Consider the following 22,283-nt stretch of genomic DNA (forward strand, 5'->3'; position numbering starts at 1 on the left):
CATGCGCAACTCACTAGCCGATCGACTCAGCGCCACCGGTGCCCGCTTCACCGCCCTCAACCTCAGTTCCAAGCTCGCGCTCGGGTTCCTCGTCTTCATCGTGCTGGTCGCGATCTTCGGACCGTACCTGGCGCCCTACGGTGAGAACGAGTCCGCCGCCCCGGTCGTGGCTCCGAACGGTGACTACCCCTTCGGTACGGACGGCCTGAGCTACGACGTCCTCTCACGCCTGCTGTACGGCGCACGGGTGTCCATCTCGATCGGACTCGGCGCGGTCGCCGTCGCGCTGATCCTCGGCTCGATCTTCGGTGCCGTCGCCGCGACCTCCCGCAGGTTCGTCAGCGAGACCGTCATGCGTGTCCTGGACGTCGTCATGGCCTTCCCCGGCATCGCCCTCGCAGCGGCCCTGCTCTTCGCGCTGAGGCAGTACTCGCTGGATCTGTTCGGGTCCACCGTCCCGGTCCTCATCATCGCGATTGCGATCGTGTACACACCCCAGCTGGCCCGGGTGGTCCGGGCGAACGTCCTGTCCCAGTACGGCGAGGACTACGTCCGCGCCGAGCGCGTGATCGGAGCCTCCCGCACCTACATCCTGATCAAGCACATCGCACGCAACTGTGCAGCGCCGATCCTCGTCTTCGCGACGGTCATGGTGGCCGATGCGATCATCCTCGAGGCATCGCTGTCCTTCCTCGGTGCGGGTGTACAGCAGCCCGCCGCGTCCTGGGGCAATGTGATGGCCGATGGACGGAACGTCGTCTTCAGCGGAGCGTGGTGGCCCACGACCTTCGGCGGCATCACGATCCTGCTGACGGTCCTGGCGCTGAACATCCTGGCCGAGGGGCTCACGGATGCCATGGTGAATCCGGGGTCCTCGAAGCGCCGCCGGAGCAAGGACAAGGACCCTCTCGCTCCTGCCGCGGTCGCGACGGCGGCTCAGCCGTCGGCCCTCGACTCCGAGGGTGTCTCGATGACGCAGAAGGACGGGGAAGCGGCCCGCACGGGCGGCGAGACCGCCATTCCCACCGGGCGTGGGGGCGGCGCCGACACTCCGGGGTCCCTCGAAGCCCTCTCGACCGAGCTGAACATGCTGGCCTCCGTCGAACGGCGCAGGAACGACCGGTTGCCGGCGGTCCAGGACGACGCTCCCGTCGTCCTGGAGGTCAAGGACCTCTCGATCCGCTTCCCCGAGCGGTACGGGGACACCGCCATCGTGGACAGGATGAGCTTCACCGTCCGCGAGGGCGAGACGATGGGCCTCGTGGGCGAGTCCGGATCGGGGAAGTCGCTCACCGCACTGGCGATCATGGGACTGCTCCCCCCGACGGCCCGGCTGTCCGGATCCATCACGTTCAACGGCAAGGAACTGCTCACGAACAGTCCACGTGAGCGGGACCGCCTGTACAGGGGCCTGCGGGGAGAGCAGATCGCGATGGTGTACCAGGACGCGCTGAGCTCACTGAACCCCTCGATGCTCGTCAAGGACCAGATGCGCCAGCTCACCCAGCGCAACGGTCGCAAGAGTCCCCGCGAGCTCCTCGAACTCGTCCAGCTCGATCCCGACCGCACGCTGAAGAGCTATCCGCACGAACTCTCCGGTGGTCAGCGTCAGCGCGTACTCATCGCCATGGCCCTGTCGCGGTCTCCGAAGATCGTCGTGGCGGACGAACCGACCACGGCCCTCGATGTGACGGTCCAGAAGCAGGTCGTGGATCTGCTCAACCAGCTGCGCGAGCAGCTCGGCTTCGCGATGGTCTTCGTCAGTCACGACCTGGCGCTCGTCGCGTCCCTCGCGCACCGCGTGACGGTGATGTACGCGGGCCAGGTGGTGGAGTCGGCAGACGTGCCGGAGCTGCTGACCAATCCGCGGCACGAGTACACCAAGGGTCTGCTCGGGGCGGTCCTGTCCATCGAGGCCGGTGCCGAGCGCCTTCACCAGATCCAGGGCACCGTCCCGTCGCCCAACGACTTCGCCTCCGGCGACCGGTTCGCCGAACGTTCGCTGCGCCCGGATGCCGATCCGGAGCAGGTGCTCGAGTTCGTGCAGGTGGGGGACGTGGACCACTACTGGGCCAGCCATGAGACGGTGAGCCACGGCTCCTCCGTTCTCGTCGACGACAGGACAGCGAGGCAGCAGCAATGACCGATACCACTCCCGTCCTCGAACTGAAGGACATCAAGGTCTACCACCGGGCGCGTTCCGGGTCCCTGTTCCGGCCGAACATCGTGAAGGCCATCGACGGGGTCGATTTCACGATCAGTCGCGGAGAGACCGTCGGCGTGGTGGGGGAGTCCGGTTCCGGCAAGTCCACGCTCGCCACGGTGCTGGTGGGGCTCCAGGAGCCCACCGCGGGCGAGGTGCTCTTCAGGGGTGAGCGGGTCAATACCCGTGCTTCCTCCTCGAAGAAGCTCTTCGGGCGCGATGTCGGCGTGGTCTTCCAGGATCCCTCCACTGCGCTGAACCCACGGATGACCATCCATGACATCCTCACCGATCCGCTGCAGGTGCACGGCATCGGGAACCAGAGCAGTCGTGAGGCGAAGGTGAAGGATCTGCTGCAGCTGGTCGGTCTGCCGCAGTCCGCCGCGGAGGTCACACCCAATCAGGTCTCCGGTGGTCAGCGCCAGAGGGTCGCCATTGCACGCGCGCTCACCCTGGATCCCTCGATCATCGTCGCCGACGAGCCGACCTCGGCCCTCGACGTGTCCGTGCGGGCCCAGGTGCTGAATCTGCTCTCGGACCTGAAGAAGGAGCTCGACCTGGGGATGGTCTTCATCTCCCACGACATCCAGACAGTGCGCTATGTCTCGGACCGCATCTGCGTCATCTACCTCGGCCGCATCGTCGAACAGGGTTCTGCCCACGAGGTCTTCGAGAACCCGACGAACGACTACACGAAGAGCCTCCTCGGAGCAGCTCCCAGCCTCCTGCACATCTGATACGAACACTGGAGAACATCTTGAACACCCGATCCACGCCCGGTTTCCACGGCGTCATCCCCCCCGTCGTCACGCCCCGCTCGAACGACGGCGCCGTCGATACCGGTTCACTCGAGAGACTGACGAAGTATCTGCTCGACGGCGGCGTGAGCGGACTGTTCGTCCTGGGCTCCTCGGCCGAGGTCTCCTATCTGACCAATGAGGAACGGGACCTCGTCGTGAGGACGATCGTGGGCGTGAACGCGGGTCAGGTCCCGGTGGTCGTCGGAGCCAACGAACAGACGACAGCGCGCGTCATCGACGAGGGACGACGACTGATCGACCTCGGGGCCGATGCGATCGTCGCCACGTCGCAGTTCTACGCCATCTCGGACCTGCGCGAGACGGAGGCACACTTCCGGTCGCTGCATGCCGCGCTCGACGTCCCCCTGCTGGCCTACGACGTACCCGTCCGGACTCACTTCAAGCTGCCGCTCGGTCTACTGGTGGCCCTCGCCCGGGACGGCGTGCTCGCGGGTGTCAAGGACTCCTCGGGCGACGACGTCTCGTTCCGCCAGCTCCTCCTCGCGACCAGGAACATCGAGAACTTCGACGTCCTGACCGGACACGAGGTCGTGGTCGACGGAGCTCTCCTCGGCGGCGCGGACGGAGTGGTACCGGGGCTCGGCAATGTCGATCCGGCGGGCTACGCGGCGCTCTACGACGCGAGCCGCCGGGGTGACCACACGGCTGCGGCACGCGAGCAGGACCGCCTGGCCGAGGTCTTCAACATCGTCTATGCGCCCACACCGGGACGTGTATCACCGGGGGCCGCGGGTCTGGGCGCATTCAAGACGGCGCTCATGCTCCTGGGTGTCATCGACACGAACGTGATGTCCGAACCGATGGTACGGCTCGACGAGGACGAGACGGCTCTCATCCGCACCGTCCTCGAGAACACCGGACTGCTCTGAGCCCCGTGCCACACGTCGTCGGCCTCGACCTGGGAGGCACCAAGATCGCAGGCGGGGTCGTCGATGTGTCCGGAGGTCTGGCGCTCCACCGCGAGGTTCCCACACCGGCACGGGACGGCGCCGAAGCCGTCCTCGATGCGGCCGCGTCCCTCGTAGCGACACTCGTCAGCGAGGCCGGAGCGCAGGACCTGGTCGTCCAGGGGCTGGGGATCGGCTCGGCAGGGGTGATCGACTCCGACAGCGGCGTCGTCGTCTCCGCCACCGACGCGATCACGGCCTGGGCCGGCACGCGACTCACCGCAGGACTCGCCGCACGGACGGGTCTGCCCAGCACGGCGATCAACGACGTCCACGCGCACGCCCTGGGCGAGAGCTGGCTCGGGGCAGGCGCGGACGCGGAGAGCATCCTGTTCGTCGGCATGGGCACGGGTGTCGGTGGCGGTTTCGTACTGCGCGGCGAAGGCCTCGAAGGTGCCACCCACACGGCCGGCCATGTGGGCCACATCGCATCCCCGCTCGCGTACGACGACGGCGTACCGCTGCCCTGCACCTGCGGAGGTGCCGGGCACGTCGAGGCAATCGCATCAGGACCGTCCATCCACGCCCTGTTCCAGCGACTCGGTGGCACCTCCGCGGCGGACACGCGCGCCGTCTATCGACTCGCCGTCGCGGGAGACCGGCATGCCCTTGCCGCCGTCCAGCGTGGTGCAGCGGCAGCCGGTCAGATGATCGGCGGACTCGCCAATGTCCTCGACCCCCACGTCGTGGTCGTCGGGGGAGGACTCGCCTCGGCGGGTCCGCTCTGGTGGGACGCCATGCAGGATGCCGCACGGCAGGAACTCCTGCTCCCGCTGCTCGGCCTCGACATCGTCCCGGCCGAACTCGGCACCACGGCCGCCATCCGGGGAGCGGCACGCCGGGCCCTGGCGCTCATCGACATCCCTGAAGGACACCATGCTGCAGCTCGATAGTCTCCGTTCCTCCTTGATCGTCTCCTGCCAGGCGTATCCCGGCGAACCGATGAGGGATCCGCGAACCACCGCGCAGTTCGCGCAGTCCGCCGTCATCGGTGGAGCAGCAGCCGTGCGGGTCCAGGGCATCGCCGACATCCAGGCCACCCGATCGGCCGTCGAGGTTCCCGTGATCGGACTGTGGAAGGACGGGCAGGAGGGTGTCTTCATCACGCCGACCGTGCATCACGCACTGGCCTGTGCGCAGGCGGGCGCGCACATCGTCGCGCTCGACGGCACCCGGAGACCACGTCCCGACGGACTCTCCTTGCAGGAGACCATCACCAGGGTGCACGGCGGATCGAACGCTTTGGTGATGGCCGATTGCGGCTCCCTTGCCGACGCACGCGCCGCGGAAGAGGCCGGTGCCGACCTGATCGGCACCACTCTCGCCGGATACACCGGAGAACGGCCCAAGACCACCGGCCCCGATCTCGATCTCCTGCGCGAACTCGCGGGATCCGGTCTGGGCGTACCGATCATCGCCGAGGGCCGTATCCACACCCCTGCCCAGGGGCGTCAGGCACTCGACGCGGGCGCTTTCGCCGTCGTCGTCGGCACCGCCATCACCCACCCGGCCACCATCACGGACTGGTTCGCCTCGGCGCTGTCGGCATGAGCAGCTCCACCATGCCTGCGCGTTCCATCATCCCGACGGATTCACCCGATCAGTTCTCCCTGCAGACCCCCTCGAAAGGACACCACTCATGAGGCTCGAAGGCTGGCACATCGTCATCGTCGTCGTTCTGGCGATCGTTCTGTTCGGCGCTCCCAAGCTCCCCGGACTTGCGCGGAGCGTGGGGCAATCGCTGCGCATCTTCAAGTCCGAGGTCAGGCAGCTCAAGGATGAGAACACCACGGCTGGATCCGGGCACGACGAGCACGACGTCACCGATGTCACCGACGCGCACCGGCAGGACCCTCGGCCCAGTGCTGCGCACACCGCGCAGCCGGCGTCCACGCACAGGCACACGGTCCAGGACGAGCACCCGGTCCAGGACGAGCACCCGGTAGGTCGGGCGCAGCACAGCGGTTCCTCGTCACCAAGCGTCCCGTAGTCCGGTGTACCTACCCTGAGTCATCCCCACCGGGAGAAGTTCCCAACCATCTGGAGGACGTCGTGAAGGAAACAAGAACGAACCGCAGGGCAGTCCGGACTCCCGCAGCGGTCCTGCTCGGACTCGGACTGGCGTTGGGACCGGTGGTTCCTGCCTCCGCGGAGCCGGCACCGATCAAGGGACCGGCAGGAGATCCGGGGACGTTCTCGGAGGAGAACAGCGGCGAAGAGTTGATCGCTCCTTTCGCTTCCTACCGGATACCCGCGCTGGCGTACCTCGGCGACGGCGTGGTGCTCGCCTCCTGGGACGGCCGCCCCTTCAGCGCCGCGGACGCACCGAACCCCAACTCGATCGTCCAGCGACGCAGCGTCGACGGCGGGCGCAGCTGGGGACCCATCCAGGTCATCGCGGCCGGATCGGTCACCGCAGGCGGCGAGGAGACCCCGCGGTTCGGCTACAGCGACCCCAGCTACGTCGTCGACGAGGAGACCGGGTCGGTGTTCGCGTTCTTCGTCCACTCCAAGGACCAGGGCTTCCAGGGGAGCGCCTTCGGCAACGACGACGCCAACCGGAACGTGATCAGCTCCGCCGTGATCGAGTCGACGGATGGCGGTCTCACCTGGTCACAACCGCGACTGATCACCGGCGTGACGAAGCCGGCGTCGAATCCCGCGAATCCTCAGCCGGGGGACATCCGCGGCAACTTCGCCACCTCGGGTGAGGGTATCCAGCTGAAATACGGTCAGTACGCCGGTCGCCTGATCCAACAGTATGTGGGAGACACGGTGCAGCCGAACGGGTCCCGTACCATCCAGGCCTACAGTGTCTACTCCGACGATCACGGCGCGACGTGGCAGAAGGGTTCGAACGTCGGGGTCCAGATGGACGAGAACAAGACTGTCGAGCTCTCCGATGGGCGGGTCATGCTGAACTCCCGTGACAGCGGCGGTGGCGGGTACCGGAAGGTCGCGATCTCCACCGACGGAGGGCAGAGCTACGGCCCGGTCACCGTCGACCAGGAGCTTCCCGATCCCACCAACAACGCCTCGATCACGCGACTGTTCCCCGATGCTCCCGAGGGATCACCGGATGCGAGGAAGCTGCTGTTCTCGAACTCGAACAGTCAGTCCTCCCGCAGCAACCTGGCGGTTCGCGTCTCGTGCGACGACGGGCAGACCTGGCCATCGATCCGCGGTGTCCGCTCAGGCTTCGCCGCCTACTCCACGCTCGAGCGGCTGGACGAGGGACGCATCGGGTTGCTGTACGAGTCGAGTTACTCCAACGGCATCACCTTCGCAGGGTTCGACGACGCATGGCTGAACTACACGTGCGCGCCGCTGGAGGTCGCCGACATCGAGGTCACCCTGGGTGAACCGATCGAGGTCCCGGTGACCATCACGAACCAGGAACAGGACGAGCTCTCGGGACAGGTCACCATCGACACACCGACGGGATGGACCGCTCCTCCGGTCGATGTCCCGACCATCGCTCCCGGCGCAACGGCGACCGTCACCGTGACGCTGACCCCCGCGGCGAACGCCTCACCGGCCTCCACGCTCGACGCGGTCTTCACGTCGAGCCAGGGCGGTGAGTCACGGACCACGTTCCGTGCGGCAGCCGATGCGGTCGGTCTGACGATCACCGGCGCGGCCGCAACCCCTGATCGGGACCTGACGACCACTCCGTACCAGGTGGGGGACCGCCTTGCCTACAACCTGACGGTGAGGAGCACCGCCACAGTGGCGACGAACGCCGTTCCGGTCGCCGGCACCTTCGACGTCGGGTTCCTCCCCACCGGGGCACCGAATTGTCGGTACCGGAACCTGGGAGCAGGCAGCGCCTTCACCTGCACCACAGCGCGGCACACCGTGACGCAACAGGAGCTCGATCAGGGGTACTTCGTTCCGAAGGCCACCTTCGAATCCACTTCCACCTCGAACTCGGCGCTGACGACGACGGTCAATTTCACGGGAGCGCCGGTCTTCCTGACCGCTGCGGGCAAGGAGAAGGCCCTGGCTGCCGACATCGTCGGATCACGCACCGATGATACGCGGGACCTCGCGGCCAACCGCTACGCCGCCGGTGAGAAGGTGCCGTACTCCTTCCGCATCACCAACACGGGTCTGGTCACAGAAGCCGTGGCACCGACGTCGGGCAACTTCACGCCGCTCGTGCCGCCGGGTGCGGGCAACTGCCGGTACTCCGTTCTACCCGTCGGGCAGAGCTACACCTGTGGCACACCGCGTCACACCGTGACGGAGCAGGAGGCTGCGGACGGGTTCTTCGTTCCGCTGACCGAGTGGTCCCTGACGGCATCCGGCTTCGCGGCGAAGCAGCTGACCATCGACGGCGGTGAGGTAGATCTCGCCGAGCGCAACCCGGCTCTGTCAGCCGGCGGTGTGGAGACCTCCATCGTCGACACCGACGGTGACGGGCAGGACAGCGTGGGCGACGAGGTCACGCAGACAGCGGTCATCACGAACAGCGGCAATGTGAGACTCATGGACGTGACGGCGGACGGCTGGGACGGCGAGGGTGACACTCTGACCGCCGACGAGGAGACAACACTGACCAGGTCCTTCGCCCTGTCCGAAGCACAGGTGGCCGACGGCGAGATCGCACCGGTCGACACCCCAGTCACAGGGTCGAATGGTTCCCTGACCGCTCGGGCAACCATCACCGCCGAGGCGTACTCGCTCATGGTCCAGGGGTCTCCGGTGCGTGCGTCGGTGGTGCCGCGGTGTTTGGGGGGGAAGGTGTATGTGTATGTGTCGGTGCTCAATGAGGGTGCTGGTCCGGTGGATGTGCGGGTGAGCTCTGATGTCGGGGTGAAGTCGTTCCGGGGTGTTCTGCCGGGGAAGTCGGGGTCGGCGGCGTTGAGTGCGCGGGCTGCCTTGATCGGGGATGGTCGGGTCGGTGTGGCGGTGACGGGCGCTGATGGGGTGGAGAACGAGTTCTCGGTGGCGTACGACGCGATCAGCTGCCGCTGAGACCGGGGTGGGGGGTGCCCGTGGGGTAGGGGTGCGGGCACCCCCCCTTGTTCCCTTTCTCTTTTGGCTTGTGTTTTTGTGGCGGTTTGGCTTGTGGTCTCGTGATGGTGTGCGTTTCTGGGGTTTTGTAGTGTTTCTCGTGACGATAGGACAGGACGATATGAAGACGATGAGTGTGGTGGGCCGGGTGTCGGCGGTTGGTTTCGGTGCGGTGCTCCTGGCGGCGGCAGGTACGGCGATCGCGGCGGCGGATGAGGATTACGGGTCCTCGGATGTCGATGTGCGGGTCGAGGTGCCGGCGATCGAGACTCCGGGTGTGCTGGCGTTGACGATCGATAGTGAGGGTACGGCGGTGCTGGAGGAGAGTGGGTCCACGGATCTGGTGCGTCAGTTCACCGGGACCCTGCCGGCGGTGACGGTCTCGGATACCCGTGATCCCCAGGACATCCAGGACGGGGCAGTCTGGTATGTGCTGGGAACGGCGACGGACTTCGTCGGTGATGAGGGTCAGGCGGATATCCCTGCGGCGAATCTGGGGTGGGATCCGCAGATCCTCACCGATGACTCCGACGGGCTGGTCTTCGCCGGTGAGGAGGTCGAGACCGTGATCGATGGTGGTGAGGGTCTGGGCCCGGAAGCCGATGATGCCGAGCTGTTCGCCTCGACCATCGATTCCCGGGCCACGGCACCAGGGGCCTGGACAGCCAACGCGTCCCTGTTCCTGCGCACGACACCGGACGTCGCTCCCGGCAGCTACGCCTCCACCATCACCCTCTCCCTCTTCGAATAACCACACCACGTCCGCATTCGCCGACCAGCGGGTACGGCGGTCACGGGCCGGCTTGCGTCGAGCGAACGAACGGCTGGCCTATGCGAAGAGGCTCTGCCCCAGGTAGGTGCCCTCCGTGGCGCCGGGAGGGATCGCCCACAGCCCGGAGCCGGTGTGCTCGAGGTATTCCATGAGGGCATCGTCCCTCGACAGGGTGGTCTGCAACGGCACATATCGGCTCTGCGGTTCGCGAACGAACGCGATGAAGAACAGTCCGGCATCGAGCCGGCCCAGAGCGTCGGCTCCGTCGGTGAAGTTGTATCCGCGTCGCAGCATCTTGGTGCCGTTGTTGTGGGTCGGATGCGCCAGCCGCACGTGGGAGTCCATCGGAATGATCGGCCCGTCCCGGCCCGCCAGGGCGAAGTCAGGTTCGCTGAACTCGGTGCCGCCGGACAGGGGCGCCCCGTCGACCCGGTCGCGTCCGATGAGGGTCTCCTGCTCCCGCAGGCTCGTGCGGTCCCAGGTCTCGATCCGCATACTGATACGTCGGGCCACCAGATAGGAGCCGCCGGTCAGCCAGGATGCAGCGGGGTCGTCCGCCTCCTGGACCCAGACGAAGTCGGCCAGGTCCTCGGGTTCCTCGGCCTTCAGATTGGAGGTTCCGTCCTTGAAGCCGAACAAATTGCGGGGAGTGGCCTGCGCCGTGCTGGTGGACGATGTACGGCCGAAGCCGAGCTGCGCCCATCGCATGGCGACCGTCCCGAACCCTATGCGGGCGAGATTGCGGATGGCGTGCACCGCCACCTGGGGGTCGTTGGCGCAGGCCTGGACGCAGAGATCACCATCACTACGAGCCTCGTCGAGATTGTCCGCGGGGAAGTGGGGCAACCTGCGCAGTTCCCGTGGCTGGCGGTCCCTCAGCCCGAACCGGTCCACGCCGTCCTTCTCGAACAGACTGGGACCGAAGCCGATGGTGATGGTCAAACCGGCCGTGTCCAGGCCCAGGGCCTCGCCCGTGTCGTCGGGCGGGGCGTCATAGGGCAGGGGTGAACCGGCACCCACGAGTTCCCCCGCGGTCATGGCGGCAGCCGCGTCGGTCCAGGCCCGCAGCAACTCCACGAGCGCGTCGCGGGAATCGGTGGTGACATCGAAGGCGGCAAAATGTAGCCGGTCCTGTGCCGGGGTGACTATTCCGGCCTGATGCTCGCCGTGGAAGGGGTACCTCAGCGCTGTCGTGGAAGGCTTGTCCTCCTGAGCATGCGCGACACCCCAGCCCGCAACGCCCGACGCCCCTGCAATGGCCGTGACGCCGACGGCCCCGAAGAGTCCTCTGCGCGACACGCCACCCTGGGCGCGCCCCGTTCTGTCGTCGTCGCGTTTCGGGGTCACAGGATGATGGCTCCTGTCATCTTCGAGAGCGGTTCACCGAGAGCATTCACGGCATCCGAGAGCTCCTTGCGTTCGGACGCCCCGACAGTGTCGTAGAAGACGAAGCCACCGTCATCGGTTCGGTACTGATCCAGGAGTTCCTGCAGCGTGTCGAAGCGGGTGCCGATCTCCTCCGACAGGGCCTCGTCCTTCGCGTCGAGGAGCGGCTTCACGCCCTCGTACGCGACGCGGGCGCCGTCGACATTGGCCTGGAAGTCGTACAGGTCGGTGTGGGACCAGATGTCCTCCTCGCCGGTGATCTTGCCCGCCGCGACCTCGTCCAGCAGACCCTTGGCCCCGTTGCCGATGTCGCTCACGGTGTAGGTCTGGTCCTGCAACCGCTCGTTGAGGAGCTCCGTGTTACTCATCAGGTCTGCTGCGACGGGCTCCCGTGCCTGGGCACTCAGCGGTTCGTAGCCCGACGCCGGCGGCCACAGATCCTTCTCGATACGGTGCCAGCCGGTCCACTCCTGTCCGGGCTCCAGATCGGCCTCGCGCAGATCCATCTTCGGGTCGAGATCGCCGAACGACTCCGCCACCGTTTCGATCCGCTCCCAGTGCTGGCGGGCAGTGGGGTAGAGGCTGCGCGCCTTGTCGTCGTCACCGGCCGTATAGGCAGCGAGGAACGCCTCGGTGGCGTCCACGAGTTCCTGTCCCTGGTCGCGCACGTAGGCGCCGTACTGGGTCTCTGCGGCCGTGATATCGGCTTCATCGACGCCCTGCACCGACAGGTCCTCCCCGGATTCGGTGACCGTGAAGGCGCTGCGGATACCTTCGCCCTGCATTCCGGGTTTGCAGGCCGTGACGTACTCGCCCGCGGGGGCACGAACCACCAGGTCACGCGTGAGCCCGGGCCCGATGTTCTCGATCTCGCCGACGATACGCAGTCCGTCCGACCCGTAGAGATAGAACTCCGTGACCTCGTCGCCCTCATTGCTCACCCGGAAGGCCAGATTGCCGGATCCCACCTCGGTGGCCGAGACGTCGCAGTTCTCGGCCGTCGATGTCACGGTGATCGGTCCGTCCTCACCGGTGCTGGCCGGTGCGTTCGCCTCGGTCAGCCCGCAGCCTCCGAGTGAGAGCGCGATCGCAGAACATGCCAGCGGGACGAGTGATTTCTTCATGCGTATTCCTTCGAAGGACGAGAACAGGGCGACGCTCAGGCCGCGGCGGGGGAGTGCTCGCGGCGGACCGGTGCGTCGACAGTGGCTGGGCGACGGATGTGGACCAGGAAGAGTGTGAGGGTGGGCACCACGTACAGGATCCACGCAGCAGCCTCGAGCCAGGTCGTGGCAGGGGAGAAGTTGAACACGCCCTTGAGCAGAGTGCCGTACCAGGAGGAGGGCGGGACCGCGGCGCTGACGTCGAAAGCGAGGTTGTTGAGACCGGGGAGGATTGCGGCTTCCTGCAGGTCGTGAATTCCGTAGGCCAGCACTCCACCCACCACCACGATCAGGATCGCCCCGGTCCACATGAAGAAGGTCGACAGATTGATCCGCAGCACGCCGCGGTGGAAGGCGTAGCCCAGCACCACTGCGCTCAGGATCCCGGCGAGCGCACTCAACAGGGGAGCGACGGTCGTGCCGCCGGTTCCTGCTGCAGCTTCAGTGGCTGCCCACAGGAAGAGCGCCGTCTCCAGACCCTCGCGACCGACGGCGAGGAACGCGACGAGAGCGAGGCCCGCACCACCCACTCCTGCGGCGACGTCCACCTTCCCGCGCAGATCGGCGGAGAGTCCCCGAGCGTTCCTCGCCATCCAGAACAGCATCCACGTCACGAACCCGACGGCCACGATGGAAAGGATCCCGCCGATGGCTTCCTGCGCCTGGAACGTGAGACGCCGAGGTCCCCAGGTCAGCACAGCCCCGAAACCAAGGGATACGACGGCAGCCAGCGCAACACCGGCCCAGACCTGCGGCAGCAGGTTGCGGCGACCGCTTCTCACGAGATAGGCGATGAGGATGACGACCACCAGAGTGGCTTCCAGTCCTTCGCGCAGCCCGATCAGGTAATTTGCGAGCATCGTCCCTCCAGGGTTAGGCATGCCTCACCTAAAGTAGATCGTGAATGGCGATCATGCGCAAGTGGAAAAACCCGGCCCGGTGCCGGCGCCGCGGAATATGCTCACGCGCACTCCGGTTCAGAGACGTACTACTTCCGACACGACAATGGAGGCTCCAATGACAACGGCAATCATCGGAATCGGCAACATCGGTTCCCGCGTGGCACGCAATCTCGTGGAGGGCGGCGAGCGCGTCATCCTGACGTCTCACGACCGGTCCGCTACCGACTCCATGGCGGAGGAACTCGGCGAGCTGGCCTCGTCGGCGACCACCGAGGATGCTGTGGAGCAGGCCGACGCCGTCGTCCTCGCCGTCTCGCTCGACGCGGAGAAGGACCTGGTGTCCGCGTTGGCCGGGAAGCTGGAGGACAAGGTGGTCATCGATCCGTCGAACCCGATCGCTCCTGATAGCCAGGGAGGTTTCACCAACGCGTTGCCTGAACGTCAGACGGCAGCGCAGATCGTCTCGGGCCTGTTGCCTGCCGGAGCACGGTACGTCAAGGCCTTCGGCACCCTGAGTGCTGACGATCTCGGCTCGGCGTCCCGTCGATCCGGTGATCGGGTTGCCCTGTTCTACGCGACGGATGACGATGCGGCGGCCCGGACCGTGGAAAGGCTCATCGCTGCCGCCGGCTTCGATCCGGTGAGAGCCGGAGGGCTGGATGCTGCCGGACGACTCGAGATGTTGCGGGGGGACCTGCACCAGCACGGCGGTCTCGACGGGAAGCTTCTCAGTGCCGATGAGGCAAGGGCAGCTGTCTAGGAGCTGCTCCAGGAAAGACGAGACGTAGGGCGTTCACCTGATCGACCGGTGAGCGCCCTACGTCTCGTGTATCACACCGAAAAGAACGTGCATGGGAAAGGTGATCGTGACCGACGCAGGACGGCGACCGGCAATGGCAGCAGGACACGTCGACGTCGGCGGCCGGGCCGTGTCCCGCATCGGCTTCGGAGCAATGCGACTACCCGGTGTGTGGGGCGGACCGGCGTACCGCGAGCCGGCGCTGGCGGTCCTTCGGCGCGCCGTCGAACTCGGAGTCCAGGTCATCGACACGGCGTGGTACTACGGTCACGACGTCGCGAATCGTCTCGTGGCGGATGCCCTTCGACCCTACGGAGACGTGGTCCTCGCCACGAAACTCGGCTACGGGAACACATCGCGCGGGGGACTGTCGGTCGCAGTCCGACCCCAGCAGCTCCGGGACGGGAACGAACGCGATCTCCGTGTGCTGGGAGTTCAGACGGTTCCCGTGACGCACCTTCGCTGGAGTGGACCGGACGTCGCCGACGGCGTCCACTTCGACGAGGCACTGGGGACCATGCTCGAGCTGAAGGCCGAGGGGAGGATCGAGCACATCGGCCTGTCCAATGTCGCGCTCGCGCAGCTGAAGCGCGGACTGGAGCAGAGTGCCATCGCGACGGTGTCCAATGCGTTCAGCATCGGTGATCAGCAGGACCACGACGTCCTCGACCTCTGCACGGAGGAGTCCATCCCGTATCTGCCGTTCCTCCCGCTCGGCCCGCGAGGGGGAAGAACCCATCCGGCTGTCACCCGGATGGCGACGGACCTGGGTGTGACGCCGGCACAGGTGAGCCTGGCGTGGCTGCTGGGGCGTTCCCCGATGATCGTCCCGATTCCGGGAACCGGGCGGATGTCACATGTGGAGGAGAACGTCGCCGCGGCCGGCCTCGTGCTCAGCACCGAGTCCCAGCAGAAGCTCGACGCCGTCGGGTCGTCCTGAGCGTCAGCGGTCACCCGGGTGGAGTGGAGGCAGCTGCGCTCCGGGGGAGCCCCGGGATGTTCGAATCAGACCCACGACCAGGTCCCTGGTCCGTTACTTGACATAATGTAGATTATCGGCGATTTGGATTCCCGGAGCGATGGCCGGAAACAACTTCTCCGGAGCAGAGTTCGCTGCGCGTCATGCTACGCATCGACAGCCAGGTCAAGGCGACGTCAGACATTGCCTGATGGTGTCAGACGTCGGCCGAGGGTGCGGACGCTTCCCGTCGACCTTCTGCACGGGCTTGTTCGAGCTGCGCCGCGATGGCCTTGCGTTGCCTGCGTCTGGTGACGATGAACATGACGATGATACCCGCAGCAATGATCAGTGTGATCAGCTGCGGCCAGGGAACGGCGACGACGGACACCGTCTCCTGCACCTGGACCGGATCCGTCGATTCGGCGTCGAGGACGGGGCGTCCCTCGGCGCGGATCGAGACATGCAGTACGGCCAACGGCCAGATGTTGTTGACCTCGACGGAGGCACGACTGACCTCCCCGGGTGCTATCTCGGCAATCTTCGGAGCAGAAACACTCGTAAGACCGGCTCCGAAGACCATCTCCACGATAATCTCGGGGCTGATGCCCAACCGGATGTTTCCCGCGTTCTGCAGGGCGTAGTCGACATTCACCGTGCCCGGTCGGAAGGGATTCCAGCTCATCGAGTAGCGAGCTGCGACCTTGGCCGTCAGGTCCGGGACGAAGTCCCCCGACACGCGCGTCATGACCCTGAAGCCCACACGACTTTCGATGCCGACCGCCGCTCCCCCGTCGGTCGTCCCGCTCGAGAAGATACTCGCCGAGACACCCGCGGGATGGTCACCGGGGGAAGCATCAGCCGGAACGGTGACCGTGAACGGGACCGTCACCTCGCCGCCCGCGGGTACGACGACCGAATCCGTGATGTCGATCCAGAGCCCGGCGTCGGTGGAGGGCGTTCCGGCGTCCAGCATATTGAAGCGGCCCGTATCGGTGAAGTAGCCGTCCGCGGACTGCAGGCTGAACTCGACCTCACGGTCACTGAAATTCTGCACCTGCGCGTATTCGGTGACGGACGCTCCTGGGTCGAGCTCCAGCTCGACCCAGGAACGCCCGTCGGACCCGTTCTCCCCTGCCGGCCGCAGCGACCAGGTGACTGCTTCGTCGGATGTCTCGGTTGCCACCGCCGGGACGGTGGGACCCAGCAGGACCACCAGCAGGCCCATGATGACTATCAGGACGGCGGACAGAGATCGGTCCTTCAATCAGTCGATCCTTTTCACTGCTCGGAGATGGTTATTCGAAGAGGGAGAGGGTGATGGTGGAGGCGTAGCTGCCGGGAGCGACATCCGGTGTCGTGCGCAGGAACAGGGACGCGTTGGCTGTCCAGGCCCCTGGTGCCGTGGCCCGGGAATCGATGGTCGAGGCGAACAGCTCGGCATCATCGGCTTCCGGGCCCAGACCCTCACCACCATCGATCACGGTCTCGACCTCCTCACCGGCGAAGACCAGCCCGTCGGAGTCATCGGTGAGGATCTGCGGATCCCACCCCAGATTCGCCGCAGGGATATTGTCCTGACCCTCATCACCGACGAAGTCCGTCGCCGTTCCCAGCACATACCAGACTGCCCCGTCCTGGATGTCCTGGGGATCACGCGTATCCGAGACCGTCACCGCCGGCACGGTCCCGGTGAACTGACGCACCAGATCCGTGGACCCACTCTCCTCCAGCACCGCCGTACCCTCACCATCGATCGTCAACGCCAGCACACCCGGAGTATCGATCACCGGCACCTCGACCCGCACCTCCACATCCGAGGACCCGTAATCCTCATCCGCCGCCGCGATCGCCGTACCTGCCGCCGCCAGGAGCACCGCACCGAAACCAACCGCCGACACCCGGCCCACCACACTCATCGTCTTCATATCGTCCTGTCCTATCGTCACGAGAAACACTACAAAACCCCAGAAACGCACACCATCACGAGACCACAAGCCAAACCGCCACAAAAACACAAGCCAAAAGAGAGAACAAAGGGGGGTGCCCGCACCCCTACCCCCACGGGCACCCCCCACCCCGGTCTCAGCGGCAGCTGATCGCGTCGTACGCCACCGAGAACTCGTTCTCCACCCCATCAGCGCCCGTCACCGCGACACCGACCTGACCATCCCCGATCGAGGCAGCCCGCGCACTCAACGCCGCCGACCCCGACTTCCCCGGCTGGACACCCCGGAACGACTTCACCCCGACATCAGAGCTCACCCGCACATCCACCGGACCAGCACCCTCATTGAGCACCGACACATACACATACACCTTCCCCCCCAAACACCGCGGCACCACCGACGCACGCACCGGAGACCCCGGGACCGTGACGGCATCGGTCCACTCGGATCGTGCTCCCTCGCCGGTCTCGTTGACCGCCGCGACAGCGAACCGCTGCGAGGTACCTGCCTGCAGACCGCCGACCCGGAAGGTCGTCGTGGCTGCGTCGACCGAACCGATCGGCTCGTCGGAGCCTTCACGGTAGATGCGGTACTCGGAGATGTCGGAGCCACCGTCCGACTCGGGTGCGGTCCAGGAAAGGACCACTCCGTCGTCGTCGACGACCGCCTCGACATCGCGAGGAGCACCCGGTGCCTGCGACTCGTCGTCGCAGTCCGGATCCGCGGTGCGCTCACCCGGTGCGAACCCGGTGGGAGGCGTGCCGCCCGTGCCGTAGACCCTCAGCTCGGCTGCCGCAGCGAACTGCAGACCGTTGTGGGAGCTCAGCGCGTTCAGCTTCACGTACCGGACGTCCACTTCCGGGAAGTCGACGTTCTGGTACGAGGCGGAATCCGCCTGGAAGGCGCCCGCGGCGACCTCGGTCCAGTTGGTACCGTCCGCGGAGACCTGGACCGTGTAGTCCTGGATCCGGCCGTTCTGCCCGCCGGAGGTGCGATTCAGGTAGCCCAGGCCGTCGACCGAATAGGTCGATCCGAGGTCCATCTGCACCCAGTGCGGGAAGGGCGTCGGCGTCCAGGACGTGTGCCAGAGCGTGCTCGTGTTGTTGTCGAAGGCGTAGCGGACATTGCCTTCCGTGGCATTGTTCGGCTGCTGCGACGAGGCCGTCGGAGTGATGGAGCTCAGCGGCACCGCGGCGCGCTCGGCGACCCTGAGATTCAGGTACCCCCGGACGGTGCGAGGTTTGCATTCGACGTCGTACGTCGCTGCAGCAGAGATCTCCACGACGCCCGGAGCCGTTCCTGCTGCAGGAGTCAGCAACCACTGTGTGCTCACCGTCTCCCCCGGTGCCACGGAGTCGAACAGATTGCCGTTCTCCTCGGCGACCTGGGCCGTCCAGCCCTCCGGGACGTCGGCGAGGGCCACACCGATGTTGGTGACCGGCGTGTTCTCCGAGTTGGTGAAGGTCGTCGTCAGGGTGCTGGTGACACCAGGAGCGAACTCACCATCGGAGCCGTCGACCGTGACGCGTGCACAGCCCGGCTCGTCACCGGTGGCCCCGAGATCCCGGATCACGACGTCGTCGATCACCAGGTCGGAGCCTGTGGCGGTGCCGGCCTTGGACAGTCCGACCCAGTCCGAAGCACAGGACGCGATGAAGTTCTGCGTCAGGCGCTTGGTCTCGTTCGCGAATCCGAGCGGCGTGGTACGCAGGGTACTCGAGGTTCCGGCCTCGACGTCGTCGGTGCCCAGGACCCAGGAGTACACGTTCGCATTGCTGGACTGGTAGGACAGGCTCACCTCGTACTCATGGCCCGGGATGAACGGAGCCCGCGCCGGGATGGTCCGGTACAGCAGGCCGTCCGACTCGTAGTGGGCCTTCAGCGAGTGTGCCCCGTTGAGGACGTCGTCGATGGCCTTGCCCTTGATGGCACCGGTGTTGAACGGTGCATGCGCGTTCTTCCATTCCTTCTGCGTGAAGGGCAGATTGAGTCGGCTGATCGACGTCGCGGCATCACTGAGTCCCGAAGCTCCTCCGCGGACGAACGGCCCCCAGCCGGGCTGGTTGTCCTCGAAGTCCCAGAACAGTGCGTCCTCGGGAACGTCGATCGGCTCACCGATGGTCTCGCCCTCGTCCAGCGTCTCGATCTTCTGCACACGCAGATCGTCGATGGTGACGGCCGGGTCGCCTTCGGCTGCCGACACACCGATCGTGACCGTTCCGCTGTCCGGTGCGGTGAACTCGACCGTTGCGCGCTGCATGTACGTGTTGTGCTTGGTGTCGCTTCCCACGTAGTTGCGGGCAGGAGTGACCTCGAACCGATTCTCGGCGTCGACGCCATCACCCGTGACCGTCAGCGCTGTGGAACGCTCTGCCCTCGGACCGATCTCCACGTAGGCACCGAGCGCGTAACGGGCGCCGGGTTCCAGTCCGTCGACCTGCTGCGAGATGCCCGACTCGTCGATCCCGAGCCGGACGACGGGATCGCCCTTCGGCGTGCGGATGATCTCCGCTCCCCCGGTGGGTGACCAGGGGTCCAGGGAATCTCCGTTGAAGCCGGGATCCACAATGCCGGTGTGCTCTCCGAAATCGACATCGGACACAGGAGGGGCAGTGCCCACCGGTACGACGACGTAGGGCGTGTTCGCGTCCGCGGTGAGCGTGAGCTCGCCGTCCTGCGCGCTCACATCGGCGACCTTCACCCGTCCGCTGTCGGTCAGCCTGTACTGCACGAAGTCGGTGACACCGTCGAACGCGTCGGTGAGCGTGAACGCTCGGGTCACGCCCGTTCCCGAGTACAGGTACATCTTGTCGGCGTCGAGCGGTGAACTGATGCCCTCGTCGTTCGTCTCGCCCCAGGGCAACAGGTAGGTGTCGCCGCGCAGCACCTCCGCGCCGTTCTGGGTGACCACACGGGTGCCGTCCTCGATCCGGGCTTCCACCGGTGCCTCGAAGGTGGCCCTGACTCCCTGCTCGTACGAGGTGATCGGGAAGTGCTGGAGGTACTTCGTCGGAAGATTCTCCTTCCAGATCCCCTCGTAGTAGACGTTCCAGTCGTCCTTGGCGCTCCAGCCTTCGAAGTCGCGCAGGACGGTGCCGCCCAGCAGCGGATCCACGTTCCACACGTCGCGGTTCGTGTTGCCGATGAAGCGGACCATGGCGGAATTGATGCCCTTGTTGGTCACGCCGCCGTACTGCTTGTCACTGGCCCAGTGCGACCAGATGGAGTCGCCCTCGAAGCTGTAGGCCCACTCGGAGGCGAGTTCGAAGCCCATGCCGTGGAGCTGGCTCGCCAGCGATTCGGCGAGCCAGCCGCTCGAGTAGTACACGTCGATGTAGATCGTGTCGAGTCCTGGGACCTTGTCCCGGAGCTCCTGGAAGCGATCGAGCACGTGCCCTTCGCCCAGATCGTAGCGCTGGTCGATGAGGTGTGACTGGTTCAGCCAGTTCCAGCCGAGACCCTTGCCCTGGATGAGCCGCTCACTGAAGGCGTCGGCCTGCTCGTACACCTCCGTCGTATTGACGTGGACGGCGAAGTCGGCGTTGTAGTCGTCCCCTGTCTCGACCAGGGAGTTCATGTCCTCGAGCCCGCCGGCGCGTTCGTTGAAATTGCTGCCGTAGTCGGTGTTCGCGCTGTCGTGACCCTCACTCGTGTAGCCCTTCAGCAGTACCCACTGGCCGAGGTCATCCGTGGCCAGGGAGATGCGCTTGGTGTTGTCGAGGGTCTTCAGGAACGGATTCGTCGTCTCGCTCGCGATGTTGAACGGGATGCGCTGCGCGACACGCTCGGGGACGCGATCGGCGCCCTTCGGCGCGGGCAGCACGTCCCGCAGCAGGATGGCTGCGTCCTGCCAGTCGACTCCGTTCACACCGTTGCGGTCTCCGGTCACCACGATCTCGGCGCGCGGGTTCTCGTAGCGAGCCACGCGCTCGTCCGTTGCACCCCGCGGCGCCCAGACCCAAGCGCCCGATGCGAGCTGTGCATGCCGCACGCCGTCGGCGTCGGCGGTGATCTGCGTGCTCAGGCGGGAGTTCGTCGCGGTGCCGGCACCCTGCTCCTGGTCCGGGGTGGCGTTGGAGTAGACGCTGGCCGCGAGTGCGTCCGTCGACACGAAGGCGTACGGTGCCCCGACGCTTGCCGCATCGGTGTTCGTCTCGTCGGTCAGGGAGATGAAGCGGTCCGCCGTCCGGGTGGAGTCGGTATCGATCCTCGTCCGTGACAGCGAGGCGCCGTCATCCGTCGAGGACACCCGGACGAGGGACTGCCCGGGAATCGCGATCGTGTTCACGGAGGACTCCTGCGCCCCGCTGATGTCCTCGATCTCGAAAACGACCCTGCCGTTGCCGGCCACCGTGATGGTCGAGGTGATCTCCAGATCTCCCAGGCCGGGAACGGTCGACACATAGCGGGCCGTCGCGTCGTCGACAGCCTCGAACGCCGTGGTCGCCTGCTGGTCCACTCCGTTGATCCGGAACCCGCTGAGCAGTTCCGGCTGTCCGGCGAGGGATTCGCCGTCGAGGCTGTAGGAGAGCGCCTGCGGGAATTCCTCGGCGACGGTGACGGTGAAACCGTCCGCGGTGAGGTCGTGGGCGGTTGCGTCGCCGGCCGGCGGGACCGGCCGTGCCAGTTCGACCGCCCGGATGATGCTGGCTGCGACGATCCCACCGGTCTGATAGGAGGAGGTGAATTCGACCTTGACGTACCGGCCGGTCACGGCGTCGGCGAACTCCGCCTGCTGCATGGTTCCGGGAGCATTCGCGAACTCGCCGGTCGCTACCGGATCGCCCCACCCCTCCGACGCTTCCGGGTCGTCCGCGACGGATGCGTCGGAGGATACGTAGACGTCGTAGCCCTTGGCCTGTCCGACCCCCGACTTCATCGCGTACTGCAGTTCGGTCAGGTCCCGTTCCTTGCCCGTGTCGAAGGCTATCCAGTGCGGGAAGGGGTCTGCCGCGATACCGTCCGCGTACTTCACGGTCCACTCCTCGGCGAGATCATCCGTCAGGATCGCCGCAGCGGTCCCGTCCACTGCCGGAGGCGCGGGGTACGCCGGCGATTCCGAGCTGAAGCCGATGATGGTGTACTGGCTCGCCGGGACCACCGTCGGAACCGGCGCTTCGGGAGGATCGGTCGGCTCGGGAGGATCAGTCACGGTGGCTCGCGGCTGGACAGAGCCGGCGAGACGGTACGGAACGGGCGGGGCCGACTTCGGCTGCACCGAGACGGGTGCCGTGCTTCCCACTCTCGTAGCGACCGGCAGGCTCGCGGCCTGTGCTGGAAGCGGCACCAGTGCCAGGGTGAGCCCGGCCACTGCCGCGCAGACCAGCGAATTGCGGGCCTTCGATGATGCTCTCACGAAGGGTT

Annotated in this window: 16 protein-coding genes; 10 read left to right on the plus strand and 6 right to left on the minus strand. The window is 66.3% G+C overall.

The window, feature by feature from the left end; genetic code table 11:
* Position 1: 1 nt before the first annotated feature.
* From E8P82_RS06725 to E8P82_RS06760, 8 genes are all read left to right on the plus strand, one after another.
* Positions 2-2,143, plus strand: coding sequence for a dipeptide/oligopeptide/nickel ABC transporter permease/ATP-binding protein (locus tag E8P82_RS06725; RefSeq protein ID WP_136453714.1), 2,142 nt, complete (start codon positions 2-4; stop codon positions 2,141-2,143).
* Positions 2,140-2,940 (plus strand): ATP-binding cassette domain-containing protein, encoded by an 801-nt coding sequence (locus E8P82_RS06730; protein ID WP_136453715.1) that lies wholly within the window; start codon positions 2,140-2,142, stop codon positions 2,938-2,940. The genes E8P82_RS06725 and E8P82_RS06730 overlap by 4 nt, the downstream gene beginning before the upstream one ends.
* A gap of 20 nt (positions 2,941-2,960) precedes the next feature.
* Positions 2,961-3,893 carry a dihydrodipicolinate synthase family protein gene (locus tag E8P82_RS06735; RefSeq protein ID WP_136453716.1) on the plus strand — a complete coding sequence of 311 codons (933 nt, stop codon included), beginning with the start codon at positions 2,961-2,963 and terminating at the stop codon, positions 3,891-3,893.
* A 5-nt stretch (positions 3,894-3,898) separates the two neighbouring features.
* Positions 3,899-4,864 carry an ROK family protein gene (locus E8P82_RS06740; protein WP_136453717.1) on the plus strand — a complete coding sequence of 322 codons (966 nt, stop codon included), beginning with the start codon at positions 3,899-3,901 and terminating at the stop codon, positions 4,862-4,864.
* On the plus strand, positions 4,848-5,522 hold the full coding sequence (locus tag E8P82_RS06745; RefSeq protein ID WP_136453718.1) for an N-acetylmannosamine-6-phosphate 2-epimerase: 675 nt from the start codon (positions 4,848-4,850) through the stop codon (positions 5,520-5,522). The genes E8P82_RS06740 and E8P82_RS06745 overlap by 17 nt, the downstream gene beginning before the upstream one ends.
* Positions 5,523-5,610: 88 nt before the next feature.
* Positions 5,611-5,961: a Sec-independent protein translocase subunit TatA gene (gene tatA / locus E8P82_RS06750; protein ID WP_136453719.1), complete on the plus strand. Its 351-nt coding sequence runs from the start codon at positions 5,611-5,613 to the stop codon at positions 5,959-5,961.
* 62 nt (positions 5,962-6,023) lie between these two features.
* A complete protein-coding gene (locus E8P82_RS06755; RefSeq protein WP_246021032.1) occupies positions 6,024-8,951 on the plus strand; it encodes a sialidase family protein in 2,928 nt (975 codons plus the stop codon).
* Between the two features lie 160 nt (positions 8,952-9,111).
* Positions 9,112-9,741 carry a hypothetical protein gene (locus E8P82_RS06760; RefSeq protein WP_136453721.1) on the plus strand — a complete coding sequence of 210 codons (630 nt, stop codon included), beginning with the start codon at positions 9,112-9,114 and terminating at the stop codon, positions 9,739-9,741.
* A 78-nt stretch (positions 9,742-9,819) separates the two neighbouring features.
* Here the strand turns inward: E8P82_RS06760 and efeB are convergent, their stop codons facing one another.
* Genes efeB through efeU form a run of 3 tightly spaced genes read right to left on the minus strand, consistent with a single transcriptional unit; the run spans position 9,820 to position 13,171 of the window.
* Complete coding sequence (efeB, locus tag E8P82_RS06765; protein WP_136453722.1) at positions 9,820-11,109, minus strand: iron uptake transporter deferrochelatase/peroxidase subunit; 1,290 nt, start codon at positions 11,107-11,109, stop codon at positions 9,820-9,822.
* Positions 11,106-12,272 carry an iron uptake system protein EfeO gene (gene efeO / locus E8P82_RS06770; protein WP_136453723.1) on the minus strand — a complete coding sequence of 389 codons (1,167 nt, stop codon included), beginning with the start codon at positions 12,270-12,272 and terminating at the stop codon, positions 11,106-11,108. The genes efeB and efeO overlap by 4 nt, the downstream gene beginning before the upstream one ends.
* Before the next feature lie 35 nt (positions 12,273-12,307).
* A complete protein-coding gene (gene efeU, locus E8P82_RS06775; protein ID WP_136453724.1) occupies positions 12,308-13,171 on the minus strand; it encodes an iron uptake transporter permease EfeU in 864 nt (287 codons plus the stop codon).
* A 157-nt stretch (positions 13,172-13,328) separates the two neighbouring features.
* Between efeU and E8P82_RS06780 the strand changes: the two genes are divergently transcribed.
* Together E8P82_RS06780 and E8P82_RS06785 are read left to right on the plus strand one after the other, a co-directional pair.
* Positions 13,329-13,973 (plus strand): NADPH-dependent F420 reductase, encoded by a 645-nt coding sequence (locus E8P82_RS06780; protein WP_168796505.1) that lies wholly within the window; start codon positions 13,329-13,331, stop codon positions 13,971-13,973.
* A 91-nt stretch (positions 13,974-14,064) separates the two neighbouring features.
* The gene (locus E8P82_RS06785) at positions 14,065-14,952 is read left to right on the plus strand and encodes an aldo/keto reductase (RefSeq protein ID WP_136453726.1); all 888 of its coding nucleotides are present in this window, start codon (positions 14,065-14,067) and stop codon (positions 14,950-14,952) included.
* A 235-nt stretch (positions 14,953-15,187) separates the two neighbouring features.
* Here the strand turns inward: E8P82_RS06785 and E8P82_RS06790 are convergent, their stop codons facing one another.
* The 3 genes from E8P82_RS06790 to E8P82_RS06800 form a co-directional block, all read right to left on the minus strand.
* Positions 15,188-16,237 carry a hypothetical protein gene (locus E8P82_RS06790; protein WP_136453727.1) on the minus strand — a complete coding sequence of 350 codons (1,050 nt, stop codon included), beginning with the start codon at positions 16,235-16,237 and terminating at the stop codon, positions 15,188-15,190.
* Between the two features lie 31 nt (positions 16,238-16,268).
* Positions 16,269-16,898 (minus strand): hypothetical protein, encoded by a 630-nt coding sequence (locus E8P82_RS06795; protein ID WP_136453728.1) that lies wholly within the window; start codon positions 16,896-16,898, stop codon positions 16,269-16,271.
* Between the two features lie 157 nt (positions 16,899-17,055).
* On the minus strand, positions 17,056-22,275 hold the full coding sequence (locus E8P82_RS06800) for an endo-alpha-N-acetylgalactosaminidase family protein (protein WP_136453729.1): 5,220 nt from the start codon (positions 22,273-22,275) through the stop codon (positions 17,056-17,058).
* Positions 22,276-22,283: the final 8 nt, after the last annotated feature.

The sequence above is a fragment of the Arthrobacter echini genome (assembly GCF_004803505.1).
Taxonomy (GTDB): domain Bacteria; phylum Actinomycetota; class Actinomycetes; order Actinomycetales; family Micrococcaceae; genus Arthrobacter_D; species Arthrobacter_D echini.

Bases quoted from the DNA above. Each gene is read 5' to 3' on its own strand.
- E8P82_RS06785 (WP_136453726.1), top strand. From the start codon at position 14,065: ATGGGAAAGGTGATCGTGACCGACGCAGGACGGCGACCGGCAATGGCA.
- E8P82_RS06780 (WP_168796505.1), top strand. From the start codon at position 13,329: ATGACAACGGCAATCATCGGAATCGGCAACATCGGTTCCCGCGTGGCA.
- tatA (WP_136453719.1), top strand. From the start codon at position 5,611: ATGAGGCTCGAAGGCTGGCACATCGTCATCGTCGTCGTTCTGGCGATC.
- E8P82_RS06760 (WP_136453721.1), top strand. From the start codon at position 9,112: ATGAAGACGATGAGTGTGGTGGGCCGGGTGTCGGCGGTTGGTTTCGGT.
- E8P82_RS06795 (WP_136453728.1), bottom strand. From the start codon at position 16,898: ATGAAGACGATGAGTGTGGTGGGCCGGGTGTCGGCGGTTGGTTTCGGT.
- efeU (WP_136453724.1), bottom strand. From the start codon at position 13,171: ATGCTCGCAAATTACCTGATCGGGCTGCGCGAAGGACTGGAAGCCACT.
- E8P82_RS06725 (WP_136453714.1), top strand. From the start codon at position 2: ATGCGCAACTCACTAGCCGATCGACTCAGCGCCACCGGTGCCCGCTTC.
- E8P82_RS06745 (WP_136453718.1), top strand. From the start codon at position 4,848: ATGCTGCAGCTCGATAGTCTCCGTTCCTCCTTGATCGTCTCCTGCCAG.
- efeO (WP_136453723.1), bottom strand. From the start codon at position 12,272: ATGAAGAAATCACTCGTCCCGCTGGCATGTTCTGCGATCGCGCTCTCA.
- E8P82_RS06730 (WP_136453715.1), top strand. From the start codon at position 2,140: ATGACCGATACCACTCCCGTCCTCGAACTGAAGGACATCAAGGTCTAC.